The 12,736-nt window shown below is 71.0% G+C and carries 8 protein-coding genes and 1 pseudogene; 6 read left to right on the top strand and 3 right to left on the bottom strand.

The window, feature by feature from the left end; all coding sequences use genetic code 11:
- The first annotated feature begins 117 nt into the window (after positions 1 to 117).
- The 3 genes from DLJ53_RS29135 to DLJ53_RS29125 are packed head-to-tail and all read left to right on the top strand — an operon-like array spanning position 118 to position 2,779.
- Positions 118 to 942, top strand: a complete 825-nt coding sequence (locus DLJ53_RS29135; RefSeq protein ID WP_111351760.1) for an ABC transporter permease — start codon at positions 118 to 120, stop codon at positions 940 to 942.
- Positions 935 to 1,732, top strand: coding sequence for an ABC transporter permease (locus DLJ53_RS29130; RefSeq protein WP_111352027.1), 798 nt, complete (start codon positions 935 to 937; stop codon positions 1,730 to 1,732). The genes DLJ53_RS29135 and DLJ53_RS29130 overlap by 8 nt, the downstream gene beginning before the upstream one ends.
- A 9-nt stretch (positions 1,733 to 1,741) precedes the next feature.
- Positions 1,742 to 2,779 carry an ABC transporter ATP-binding protein gene (locus DLJ53_RS29125; protein ID WP_111351759.1) on the top strand — a complete coding sequence of 346 codons (1,038 nt, stop codon included), beginning with the start codon at positions 1,742 to 1,744 and terminating at the stop codon, positions 2,777 to 2,779.
- 52 nt (positions 2,780 to 2,831) lie between these two features.
- Here the strand turns inward: DLJ53_RS29125 and DLJ53_RS29120 are convergent, their stop codons facing one another.
- The 3 genes from DLJ53_RS29120 to DLJ53_RS29110 form a co-directional block, all read right to left on the bottom strand.
- Positions 2,832 to 4,301, bottom strand: coding sequence for a pyridoxal phosphate-dependent decarboxylase family protein (locus DLJ53_RS29120; protein ID WP_111351758.1), 1,470 nt, complete (start codon positions 4,299 to 4,301; stop codon positions 2,832 to 2,834).
- 80 nt (positions 4,302 to 4,381) lie between these two features.
- On the bottom strand, positions 4,382 to 5,455 hold the full coding sequence (locus DLJ53_RS29115; RefSeq protein ID WP_202913436.1) for a PLP-dependent cysteine synthase family protein: 1,074 nt from the start codon (positions 5,453 to 5,455) through the stop codon (positions 4,382 to 4,384).
- A 190-nt stretch (positions 5,456 to 5,645) separates the two neighbouring features.
- Positions 5,646 to 7,877, bottom strand: coding sequence for a winged helix-turn-helix domain-containing protein (locus DLJ53_RS29110; protein WP_162409665.1), 2,232 nt, complete (start codon positions 7,875 to 7,877; stop codon positions 5,646 to 5,648).
- 763 nt (positions 7,878 to 8,640) lie between these two features.
- Between DLJ53_RS29110 and DLJ53_RS29105 the strand changes: the two genes are divergently transcribed.
- The 3 genes and pseudogenes from DLJ53_RS29105 (at position 8,641) to DLJ53_RS29095 (ending at position 12,513) form a co-directional block, all read left to right on the top strand.
- The gene (locus tag DLJ53_RS29105; protein WP_111351755.1) at positions 8,641 to 9,240 is read left to right on the top strand and encodes a TRAP transporter small permease subunit; all 600 of its coding nucleotides are present in this window, start codon (positions 8,641 to 8,643) and stop codon (positions 9,238 to 9,240) included.
- Positions 9,241 to 10,980: pseudogene (locus DLJ53_RS29100) on the top strand (TRAP transporter large permease); the annotation flags it as partial.
- Between the two features lie 426 nt (positions 10,981 to 11,406).
- Complete coding sequence (locus DLJ53_RS29095; protein ID WP_111351753.1) at positions 11,407 to 12,513, top strand: TRAP transporter substrate-binding protein; 1,107 nt, start codon at positions 11,407 to 11,409, stop codon at positions 12,511 to 12,513.
- Positions 12,514 to 12,736: the final 223 nt, after the last annotated feature.

Below are 12,736 nucleotides of genomic sequence, written 5' to 3'. Positions count from 1 at the left end.
TGACGATCACCGCGAGCGCGCCCCGGGCGCGCTTGCCTTGCGCGTCGTCGCGGCGACGCGTGCCACCCTCGGCGCGGACGCCGCGGACGCGGTCGCCCCTGCGCACGCGGCGGCGCGATGAACACCCGTCTCGAGGACAGCGCCCTGGTCCTGCCGGGGCTCCTGCTCGTCGCCTTCGCCTTCCTGCTGCCGATCGCGCAGATGATCGGCCTCTCGGTCCAGGGCGAGACCGGGCCGACGCTCGCCCACTTCACGCGCTTTCTCGGCGATCCGTACCACCTCGGCGTCCTGTGGCGCACGGTGCGCCTGTCGCTCCTCATCACGCTGATCTGCGTCGCGATAGGCTTTCCCTACGCCTACATCGCCGCGCGGGTCGGGCCGCGCCTCCGGCTGTGGCTGGTGCTCATCGTCGTGCTGCCGCTGATGACGAGCGTCGTCGTGCGCACGTTCGGCTGGATGGTGCTCCTGTCGCGCAACGGCCTCGTCTCCGAGGCGGTGCGCGAGCTGGGGCTCGGGCGGCGGAACTATCAGGTGATGCAGACCGAGGCGGCCATCGTCATCGGCATGGTGCAGGTGCTGCTGCCGTTCATGACCCTCTCGATTCTGGGCGTCATCACGAAGATCGACACGCGCCTCGAGGAGGCCGCGCGCACCATGGGCGCCTCGTTCCTCGGCACGTTGCGCACGGTCGTGCTTCCGCTGGCGATGCCGGGGATCGTGGCGGGATCGCTCCTCGTCTTCACCCTGTCGGCGAGCTCGTTCGTGACGCCGAATCTCCTGGGCGGCGCGCGCATCCAGATGCTCGCCTCGTCGATCTACCGCTCGATGACGCAGACGCTCGACTGGCCGTTCGCCGCCGCGCAGGCCGTCATCCTGTTCGTCGGCGTGTTCCTCGTGCTCATTCCCTACGTGCGCGTCGCGAGCGGGGGTGACCGTGGTTAATCGCGTCCCGTGGTGGCTCGGGGTCCTCGCCGTGCTCTTCCTGGTGCTGACGACGGTCTACCTGCTCGCCCCGCTCGTCGTCGTGGTGGGCGTCTCGGTGTCGGAGAGCCAGTTCGTCGCCTTTCCGCCGACCGGCTTCTCGCTGCGCTGGTACGGGGAGGCGCTGACGTCGGACGCGTTCCTGTCGGCGGCGTGGCTCAGTCTGCGCGTCGCGGTCCTCGTCACCCTGTCGACGGTCGTCGTCGGCGGCATGGCGGCGGTCGCGATCCATCGGCGCAAGCTGCCGGGGGCGAGCGTCATGGAGGCGCTCTTCCTGTCGCCGCTGGTGCTGCCGACGATCATCTACGCGGTCGGCATGCTGATGCTGTGGAGCCAGCTCTTCGGGCCGGTGTCGCTGCTGGCGCTCTGGGTCGGCCACACCGTGATCGCCCTCCCCTACGTGGTGCGCACGACGCTCGCGGTGCTGTCCCGCGCCGATCCGTTCCTGGAGGAGGCGGCGGCGACCATGGGGGCGGGACGCATCGCCCGGCTGCGCCACATCGTGCTGCCGCAGGCGGCGCCGGGGCTCGCGGCGGGCGCCTTCTTCGCCTTCAACATCTCCTTCGACGAGGCCGTGGTGGCGCTCTTCCTGCGCAACCCGAACCTCACCACGCTGCCGGTGCAGATCTACGGCCGGCTGGAGTTCAGCCCTGACCCGTCCGTCGCGGCCGTGTCGACGGTGATGATCGCCATCACCGTCGGACTGATCGTCGTGATCGACCGTGTCATCGGCATCAAGAGCGTCGCCTGAGGATCCAGAATGTCAGACGTCATCCTCACCGGTATCGAGAAGTCGTTCGGCAAGACGAAGGTCCTGCACGGCATCGACCTCACGCTGAAGGCGGGCGAGTTCGTCTCGCTGCTGGGCCCGTCCGGCTGCGGCAAGACCACGTTGCTGCGCACCGTCGCGGGGCTGGAGCGCGTGTCGGCCGGGCGGATCGAGATCGCCGGGCGCAACGTGACGCGCCTCGCGCCGGAGAAGCGGGACATCGCGATGATGTTCCAGTCGTACGCGCTGCTGCCGCACCTGACGGTCACCGAGAACGTTCGCTTTCCGCTGCGCATGCGGGGCATCGGCGCGCCGTCGGAGCAGGCCGAGCGGGTAGCCGAGGCGCTCGCCACGGTGCACCTCGAGGCGCTGGGCGAGCGGCGGCCGCGCGAGCTTTCGGGCGGCCAGCAGCAGCGCGTGGCGCTGGCGCGGGCGATCGTCTCGCGCCCGAAGGTGCTGCTGCTCGACGAGCCGCTGTCGAACCTCGACGCACGGCTGCGCGAGGACATGCAGGTGGAGCTGATCGAGCTGCACCGTCGGCTCGGCCTGACGACGCTGTTCGTGACCCACGACCAGGAGGAGGCGCTCAGCCTCTCGGACCGCGTGGTGCTGATGAACGCGGGGCGGATCGAGCAGCAAGGGACGCCGACGGCGATCTACGGCAGCCCGGCGACGCCCTACGCCTCCACCTTCCTCGGCGGCGCCAACCTTCTGGAGGCCGTGGTGGAGGTGGGCGGCGCGGGCCCGGTCGCCGTGGCGGCGCAGGGGCGCGTGCCGCTCGCCCCCGACGAGACGGCGCGCGGGCCGGTGACGCTGGCGCTGCGGCAGGAGGACCTCGCGTTCGCAGGGGACGGCCTCGCCGGGGAGGTGCGCGCGAAGGTCTACCTCGGCGCGCGCTCGCGCTACGTCGTGGCGCTCGGCGAGACGGAGGTGCGCGTCGTGGCCGGCAGCGAGGCCGCCGAGCCCGGCCAGCCGGTCCGCCTCGCCATCGATCCGGCGCGCGTCATCGTCATGCCGAAGGGGGAATGAGCGCCCGCGCCGGACCGCGTCACGCGGCGACCCGGCCCGGTCGGTCCGGGCGTCATCCGCCGGTGAGGTCCGAGCCGATGCGCAGGATCTCGTGGACGAGGAGGTCGAGGTCCGCGGTGCGGGTCCGGTGGTTGGCGATGGCGACGCGCAGGCAGTGTTCGCCGTTGACCGTGGTGTCGGACAGCGCGGCGATCCCCTCCTCCTGCAGGCGCAGCATGATCTCCGTGTTGAGCGCGCGCACGGCGTCGGCATCCATCGGGCGCGGCCGGTAGCGGAAGCAGACGATGTTGACGGTGACCGGCGCGAGGCGCTCCAGGGCCGGCTCCTCGTCGATCAGCGCGGCGAGGTGCCGGGCCTGGGCGATGTTCTGGTCGATCAGGCGGCCGAAGGCGTCCGTGCCGTGCTCGCGCAGTGCCATCCAGATTTTCAGCGCGCGGAAGCCGCGGGTGGTCTGCAGGCCGAACTCGTAGAGCCAGTCGCCCGCGGCGAGCCCGCGGGAGGTGGATTGCAGGTACTCCGGCGTCACGGCGAAGGTGCCGCGGTGGGCGCCGGCGTCGCGGATCAGCGCGCAGCCGGCCTCGAACGGGGCGTGCAACCACTTGTGCGGGTCGAGCGCCACGGAGTCGGCCCGCTCGAGGCCGGCAACGAGGTGGTGGTGCTCCGGCGACAGGGCGAGGAGCGCGCCGATGCAGCCGTCGACGTGGAACCAGAGGCCTTCCCCGGCGGCGACGTCGGCGAGCGCGTCGAGGTCGTCGATCGCGCCGGTGTTGACGGTGCCGGCGGTGGCGATGATGCAGGCCGGCGCCATGCCGGCGGCGCGGTCCTCGGCGATCGCCTCCCGCAGCGCGGCGATGTCGATCCGCAGGTGCCTGTCGGTGGGGATGCGCCGCAGGGCCTGGTTGCCGAGGCCCAGCACCTCGACGGCCTTGCGATGGCAGGCGTGGAGCTGGTCGGACCCGTAGTAGCGGAGCGGCGCGGCGAGGGCGGCGACGCCGCGCTCGCGCACGTCCGGACCGGCCTTGGCGTTGCGGGCGACGGCGAGGCCGATGAGGTTCGCCATCGATCCGCCGCTCACAAGCGTGCCGCTCGCCCCGGCCGGAAATCCGACGATCTCCTTCAGCCAGTCGACCACCTGCCGGTCCATCAGCGCGGCGGCGTGGTTGCCGCCGCCGAGGTTGGAGCCGTCGACCGCCGCCAGGAACTCGCCGAGCGCGCCGGTGTAGTTTCCGGCACCCATGTACCAGGCCCAGAAGCGAGGATGGGTGTTGCCCATCGGGTAGGCCGTCACGTTGTCGAGGACGTCCTGATAGACCTCGGCGAGCGGGGTGGGCGTGCGCGGCACCGGCGCGGTGAGCGCCTCGCGCACCGCACCCGGCACCTCGCGCCAGACGGGGCGGTCGCGCACCGTGCTGAGGCGATCGACCGCGTCGTCGACGATGCGGTGCGACAGCGCCCGCACCTGCGACCAGTCGCGCGGGTCGAGTGTCGCCTCGGAAAGGGCGATCTTCGCGTCGGTGTCCATGGGTCCGCTCCGTTGGTGGCATCCGGGCGCGATGGCGTCCCGGATGGAGGGCGCCCCGCGGGGCGCCGGGTTCGCTGGCGTCAGACGGCCATCTGGGCGCCCGCGGTGGAGCGCGAGATGGCGATCTCCTCCTCCGACATCTCCTCCTCGATGCCTTCGAAGAGCGGCGTCGAGAGGTAGCGCTCGCCGGTGTCGGGCAGCATGCAGAGGATCACCGAGCCCTCCGGCGCGGTCTCGGCGATCTTGTGCCCCACGGCGAAGGTCGCGCCGCCGGAGATGCCGGTGAAGATGCCCTCCTTCTGCGCCAGGAGACGCGCCCACTTGATGGCCTCGGGACCGGCGATCGGCATCACCTCGTCGTAGAGGTGGCCGTCGATCGCCTCCTGCAGGACGTAGGGGATGAAATCGGGGGTCCAGCCCTGGATCGGGTGCGGCTCGAACGCCGGGTGGCTGACGGCCGGGGCATGCTCGGCGTCGCGCTGCTGACCGGTGCCGCTGCCGACGAGCTGGGCGTTGGCGGGCTCGGAGAGGACGATGCGCGTCTCCGGCCGCTCGCGGCGCAGGACGCGGCTCACGCCGGTCACCGTGCCGCCGGTCCCGTAGCCGGTAACGAACCAGTCGAGACGCCCGCCGGCGAAGTCGTTGACGATCTCGCGGCCGGTCGTCGCCTCGTGGATGGCGGCGTTCGCCTCGGTCTCGAACTGGTGGGCAAGGAACCAGCCGTGCTCCCTGGCGAGCTCGACGGCCTTGCGGTACATGCCGAAGCCCTTCTCCGCACGCGGCGTGAGGATGACCTTGGCGCCGAGCATGCGCATCAGCTTGCGCCGCTCCACCGAGAAGCTGTCGGCCATGGTGACGACGAGCGGGTAGCCCTTCTGTGCGCACACCATGGCGAGGCCGATCCCGGTGTTGCCGCTGGTCGCCTCGACCACGGTCTGGCCGGGCTTCAGGGCACCGCTCTTCTCGGCCGCCTCGATGATGGCGATCGCCAGGCGGTCCTTCACCGAGCTCGCCGGGTTGAAGAACTCCGCCTTGACGTACAGCGTCGCGCCACCGGCGGTGAGGTTGTTGATGCGGATCGTCGGCGTGTCGCCGATGGTGTCGAGGATGCTGTCGAACAGCCGCCCCCGCCCGCTCGTCGTCCTCAATCCCATTTCCGTCGGCATAGGTTTGACCTCCCTAAAGTCATGTTGCCACCCCCGATCTTATGCCCGGTGACCAATCGGGATCGACCATACCGTCGTATCGAAGACGGAACGTGGTGAGGGGCGTGGAACGAAGCGTGGAAAATTCGCGCATCGAGGATCGCCCTCGCGGGGCGACGGACGCGGTCGCCGGGTGCCGTCAGGCGCGGTTGGCGGCGGCTCTCAGGGCCTCGACGGTGGCGCCGAGGGCGCGGTCGGCCGGCTCCAGCCGGCGCAGCGCGTGGGCGTGTTGCAGGGCGCGCGCCGGGTCGGTCTCGGCGAAACGGGCGACAAGCTCGCGCAGCGCCGCGCGCAGGACGAGGTCGGTCTCGTCGGACACCGCGATGCGCCAGGCCTCGAAATCGGGGCAGTCGCCGAGGCTGAGGTCCTCGAGGAAGCCGCCGCGGTAGAGCGCGACGATCTCCTCGATCCGGTCGTCCGCCATCTCGCGCACGGCGTCGGGATGGAGACCGGCAACGCGCCGGTAGTCGACGTCGACGGCGCCGGTGTCGAGGTGGATCGTGTCCCGCTCGGCGACGAGGTCGGCGGGGCCCGCGGCGATGATGCGGCGGATCTTGGAGAGGCTCCAGCGCAGGGCGCCGCGCGGATCGTCCGGCCGCTCCCACAGCATCTCGCACAGCCGCTCGCGCCGCTGCGGCTTGCCCGTCACGGCGAGGTAGGCGAGGAGTGCCAGCGTCTTGCGCGAGCGGGGCAGCGCGACGGCCCCCGCCTCGCCGCGGACCCGGAAGGCGCCAAGCGTCTCCAGCGCGAAGCGTTCCCTCGGCGCCGGATCGGTGCCGGCGGGCGGGATCCTCGCGGTCGCGGTCGGGAGGGCGGGCCGCGGCGAGGCCGGGCGGTCCACGTCGGACGTCGCCCCGAAGCCGAGATCGGCGAGGCTGGCGGCGACCTGTGCCCGGAGCGGCGGGTCGGCGATGGGCAGGCCGTCGAAGAAGAGCTCGGCGGTGACGTCCGGTTTGCGCTCGCGGGCGACGCTCGCCCAGTGCAGCGCGTTCGGCCGGTCGTCCGACAGGTGGTGCGCGACGGCGGCGATGAGGTCGATGATGACGTGCGCGCGGGGGGTGCGCGCGGCGGCGCCGGCCCAGTCCGCTGCCGCCACGTAGTCGCCGCGGGAGATGCCGGCGAGCGCCTTCACACCGCGCATCCCGTAGAGGAGCGGGTCGAGGGGGCTGAGGCGCATCGCCTGGTCGGCGCCCTCCGTGCCGAAGAGCGAGCGCCCGCTCAGCGTGTCGATCAGGGCGCGGGTGTAGATCCCCTGCGCGTAGTTGGGATTGATGGAGACGGCTCGCTCCAGCCACGTCACCGCTCCGTCGAGGTCCTTCTGCAGCCAGAGGCTCCGGCCGAGCACGAAGTTGGCGAAGGGGTCCATCGGGTCGAGGGAGATGCCGGTCTCCGCCTGGCGGTGCGCCGCCTCGATCGCTCCGCGCCGGTCGGAGACGTAGCCCATGAAGGCGTTCTGGAACGTCGCGAAGGAGAGGCCGGCGTGGGCGCGGGCGAAGGTCGGCTGCAGTTCGACCGCGCGGCGGAAGTAGGCTTCCGCGGCGGCGTTGTCGACGGCGGTGTACTGGTGCACCGACTTGAGGCCGAGGTGGAAGAGCTGCCAGGCGTCGAGATCCTCCGGCGCGCGCGCCAGGGCGCGGCGGGCCTCGTGGAGCGGGAGGTCGGTGTCGATCGCGCCGGTGACGCCGGCGACGATCTCGGCCCGGAGCTGCATCAGGTCGTCGATCCGGCCGCTGAACCGGTCTGCCCAGACGATGCCGCCGGTGGCGCAGTCGGCGAGCGTCGCGCCGATGGTGATCGACGGCCCGAACACCTCGACGATGCCGGTGACGGCGTAGCCGACGCCGAGGGCGCGGCCGATCTCGCGCATGTCCCGGTCGCCATGGAACTGGAACGACGAGTTTCGGGCGATCACGAGGAGCCAGCGCAGCCGCGACAGGGCGACGAGCACCTCGTGCGGGATCGCCTCCTCGAGGCCGGGGTAGCGGTCGGATTCGCCGAGCCGCGCGAACGGGAGCACGGCGATCGACGGACCGTCCTGCTGTGGCGCGGGCGCCTCGTCGGCCGCCGCTCCGACCGGAAGGCGCAGCCGGAAGCCCTGGCCGCGGACGGTCTCGATCACGCTCTGCCGGCCGGCGTCGTCACCGAGCGCCTGCCGAGCGGCCTTGATGGCGGCGGCGAGGGCGGCGTCGGTGGCCGTCCCGTCGCGGCACAGCTCGGCCAGCATGCGCTCGCGGGTGATCACCTCGCCGGGGTTGCGGGCGAACAGGGTGAGGAGGTCCAGAACCTGGGGTTCGACGCTGACGTCCTCCCCCGCGTGGCGCAGCCGTGCGGAGCCCACATCGAGGAGGAAGTCGCCGAACTTGAACTCCAACACCCATCTCCGAGCGGGAGGACCGAAGCCCAGAATCGAAACAGCATACCACACGTGCGCCCGATGCCAGCTTCAATCGCCGGTGCCAGTGGCCGGTCCGGGCGCCGGTCACAATGTGGGGCTGCGATCCGCCGGCGGAGGGCCAACACCGAAATGTGACGCGCGGCCGACGGGAGGCGCCGGGCAACAGGGCCGCCGGGACCCCGGCGACGGGGTGGCCGGGGCGGTTGGCGGGAGCGCGATCGACAGGCGCTGGCGCCGGCCGAACACCGCCGATCGCTGAGGACCGTCGTCGGGACCGCCGACATCCTTTCGGTGGCGTGCGTCCGGCCCCGGGCGAGGCGCCCGGCGAGGGCGTGCGCGTCCATAAGCCGAGCCGGGCATTAAACGCAGGGTCAGGACACCATGCCGCGCCTCGACCGTTCCGGACCGGTGCCGGACGCGTCGAAACCGGGGCCGCCGTTCGTGTCGGCGAACGGGGCGCCGGGCCGTGCTCCCTCCGGATCCGGACGCGATTCGGGGGTGTTGGCGCGAGGGTGCCGGCACCGCCTCGCGCATGTCGTCGCGTCCAGTGGGTGGTCGTTCATTTAAACGAACCATTTCCAAATAGCGCGCAATGCATTAATCCGTTGGCGAATGAAACTTCGTTACCGTTCCGTGCCTTAGGGCTTGGAAGCCCGTCGCCACCGGAGCGTCGGACTTCCGCCACGGGAGCGGCGCATCCTTAGATTCACCCCGCGACGGCGCGGGGGAGGAGTTCGAATTGGGCGCTCTTCTGGCCGCGTCGCGCGGCATCGACCGGATCACCGCTGCCATCGGGCGCGTGATCGCCTGGCTGATCCTTCTCGCCGTCATCGTGAGCGCCGCGAACGCCATCGTGCGCAAGGCCTTCGACATCTCGTCCAACGCCTGGCTGGAACTGCAGTGGTACCTGTTCGGCGCCGTGTTCATGCTGGTCGCCGCCTGGGCGCTGCAGCGCAACGAGCACGTGCGGATCGACGTCGTCACGCAGCGCCTCTCGCCGATGACGCGGGCGTGGATCGACCTCGTCTGCCACATCCTGTTCCTGATGCCGTTCGCGATCCTGATGACGTGGCTGTCGTGGCCGTTCTTCTGGCGCTCCTACTTCAGCGGCGAGGCCTCGATGAACGCCGGCGGGCTCATCCTCTGGCCGGCCAAGGGGCTCATCCTGCTGGGTTTCGCGCTCTTCGTGGTGCAGGGCGTCTCGGAGATCATCAAGCGCCTCGCCGAGGTGACGGGGCACATACCGCTGCGGGACGCGCACCCGCCGCGCGACCTCCCGCCGACGGCGGCGGAGGAGGCGCGCCTCGCCGAGGACGCCCACCGGGTCGGGATCCGCTAGATGCTCGACCTCATCGCGCATAACCTCGCCCCCATCATGTTCATCTCGGTGATGGGGCTGCTGCTTCTCGGCTACCCCGTCGCCCTGACGCTTGCCGCGGGCGGCCTGTTCTACTTCGTCGTCGGCGTCGGCCTGTCCGAGATCGCGCCGTCGCAGATCAACCTCTTCTGGCCGCTCCTCAACGCCCAGCCCGAGCGCGTCTTCGGCATCATGTCGAACGACACGCTGCTCGCGATCCCGTTCTTCACCTTCATGGGGTTGATCCTGGAGCGGTCGCGGATGGCCGAGGACCTCCTCGACACCATCGGCCAGCTGTTCGGCCCGATCCGCGGCGGTCTCGCCTACGCGGTCCTGATCGTCGGCGCGCTGCTGGCGGCGACGACCGGCGTGGTCGCCGCGTCGGTGATCGCGATGGGCCTCATCTCGCTGCCGATCATGCAGCGCTACGGCTACTCCCAGTCGGTGGCGACGGGCTCGATCACCGCGGCCGGCACGCTGGCGCAGATCGTCCCGCCGTCGCTCGTCCTCATCGTGATGGCCGACCAGCTCGGGGTGTCGGTCGGCGACATGTATCTCGGCGCGCTGTGGCCGGCGCTGGTGATCGTGGGCCTCTACTGCGCCTACATCTTCGTGCTGACGCTCGTGCGGCCGTCGCTGGTCCCGGCGCTCCCGGTGGAGGACCGCACGCTCGGCAAGGGGATCCTCTCGCTCGTCGTCCTCCTCGCGATCGCCGTCGGGCTCTACTTCGTCACCCGCCACACGATCTACGCGCACATGGTCTCGGCGACCGCCGTCGTGGCGTCGGCGGCGACGGCCGTCATCGTCGCCTACCTGGCGGCGGTCGTGAACGGCGTCTTCAAGCTGAAGATCCTGTCCTATCTCGCCGAGCGGGTCGTCATCGTGCTGATCCCGCCGCTGGCGCTCATCTTCCTGGTGCTCGGCACGATCTTCCTCGGCATCGCGACGCCGACGGAAGGCGGCGCGATGGGCGCGGTCGGCGCGCTGGTCCTAGCGTTCGCGAAGCGCCGGCTCGATTTCGCCACGCTCCGCTCGGCGGTGGAGGCGACGGCGACGCTGTCGGCCTTCGTGATGTTCATCCTGGTCGGCGCGCGCGTCTTCAGCCTCACCTTCTACGGGGTGAACGGCAACATCTGGCTGGAGGAGCTGCTGCTGGCGCTCCCGGGTGGACAGACGGGCTTCCTCGTCACCGTCACGGTGGTGATCTTCATCCTCGGCTGCTTCCTCGACTTCTTCGAGATCGCGTTCATCCTGGTGCCGCTGCTGGCGCCGGTGGCGGCGAAGCTGGGGATCGACCTCGTCTGGTTCGGCGTCATCCTCGGCATCAACCTGCAGACCTCGTTCCTGACGCCGCCGTTCGGCTTCTCGCTGTTCTACCTGCGGTCCGTCGCCTCCTCGCAGGACACGACCGACCCGGTGACCGGCCGCACGCTGGCCGCGATCCGCACGGCCTCGATCTACCGCGGCGTCCTGCCCTTCATCGTGATCCAGTTCCTGATGATCCTGCTGGTGATCATGGTGCCGTCGCTGGTGCAGCACGCGACGCGCCGTCCGGCCCCGCCGGCGCCTGTGACGACGCCTTCCACGGGCGGCACGACCGCCCCGGCGAACGGCGCGCCAGGGCTCGGGCTGCCGCCGCTCTTCGGCGCCCCCCAGTCGGGCGCGTCGGCGCCCGCGTCGACGGCGCCGGGAACGAGCGCACCGTCGATGGGCCTTCCGCCGATCACGTTCGGCGGCGGCGGCTCTAACGCCCCGGCAGCGGCCCCTGCTTCGCCCACCCCCGCGGCCCCGCAACTCGGCCTGCCGCCGCTCTTCGGACCGTCCGGCGGGGCCGCCCCGTCCGGCGGCAATGCCCAGCCGGCGGCTCCGGCGACTCCCGCGCCCTCGGGACAGGCGCCGTCCGGACAGGCTCCGGCCCAGGGCGGGGCGCAGTCGCTCGGCCTGCCGCCGCTCAACTTCGGCACCGGCTCGCCCGCACCGGCGCAGCCCGCCGCGCCGGCCGCGCCGCAGCCGCCGGCCCCGTCCACCGGACAGAACACCGGCGGCACTCCGAGTCCCGCGCAAGCGCCACAGCTCGGCCTGCCGCCCATCAATTTCGGAGCCCCTTCGGGGTCAACCGAACGTCCCTAAATCTCAAAGGAGGATCCCATGGATCGGCGTAAGTTCCTTACTGGCGCGGGTGCCGGCGCGGCCGGCGTCACCCTCGCCGCTCCCGCCATCGCCCAGTCGGCGCCGCAGGTGCGCTGGCGGTGCACCTCGTCGTTCCCGAAGTCGCTCGACACCATCTACGGCGGTGCCGAGGACGTCGCGAAGTACGTGCGCGAGGCGACCGACGGCGCGTTCGACATCCAGGTCTACGCCGCCGGCGAGATCGTTCCGGGCCTGCAGGCCGCGGACGCCGTCTCCAGCGGCACCGTCGAGATGTGCCACACGGCGGCGTACTACTACGTCGGCAAGAGCCCGACCTGGGCGCTCGGCGCGGTGGTGCCGTTCGGCCTCAACGCGCGCGGCATGTTCGCCTGGCTCTACTACGGCGGCGGCATCGACCTTCTGAACGAGTTCTACAACACGCAGGGCCTGCACTACCTGCCGACCGGCAACACCGGCGCGCAGATGGGCGGCTGGTTCAGCAAGGAGATCAACTCCGTCGCGGACCTGAACGGCCTGAAGATGCGCATCGCCGGCCTCGCCGGGCGTGTCATGGAGAAGCTCGGCGTCGTGCCGCAGCAGATCGCGGGCGGCGACATCTACCCGGCGCTCGAGCGCGGCACGATCGACGCGGCGGAGTGGATCGGCCCCTACGACGACGAGAAGCTCGGCTTCTACCAGGTGGCGCCGTACTACTACTATCCCGGCTGGTGGGAGGGAAACCTCGTCCTCAACTCGTTCGTCAACACCGAGAGCTGGAACCAGCTTCCGGACATCTACAAGAGCCTGCTCGAGACCGCCTGCCGCGCGGCGACGATCGAGATGCTCGCCGAGTACGACTTCAAGAACCCGCAGGCGCTGCAGCGTCTGGTGCAGCAGGGTGCGCAGCCGCGTCCGTTCCCGCAGGACGTGATGCAGGCCACCTTTGCCGCCTCCCAGGAGGTCTATGCGGAGATCAACGCGAACGACCCGGCGTTCAAGAAGATCTACGACTCGATGATGGGCTTCCAGGCGCAGACCTACCTCTGGCAGCAGGTGTCCGAGTACACGTTCGACACCTTCATGATGATCAAGCAGCGCGAAGGCGCGCTCGCCGGCCAGAAGTGAGCCGTCGGGCGGGGGCTCAGCGCCCCCCGCCCCACCCCTGCCGCCCGCGCGCGTCCGGGCGCGGCGCATGGCGGCCGGACCTGCTGCCCTCCCCTCCACGATTGTGATCGCCTGTAGGCGGAACTTATCGTTCCGGACGACGTCTCGTATCCGACGCCGGCCCGAAGGCCGGGGTGCATTGCGCGCGTCGGTCGCGTAGTGTCGCGCGGACAAGGGCGCCGCG

It is taken from the genome of Acuticoccus sediminis (assembly GCF_003258595.1).
GTDB classification, from domain to species: Bacteria; Pseudomonadota; Alphaproteobacteria; order Rhizobiales; family Amorphaceae; genus Acuticoccus; species Acuticoccus sediminis.
This window is presented reverse-complemented; position numbering and strand designations above follow the sequence as displayed.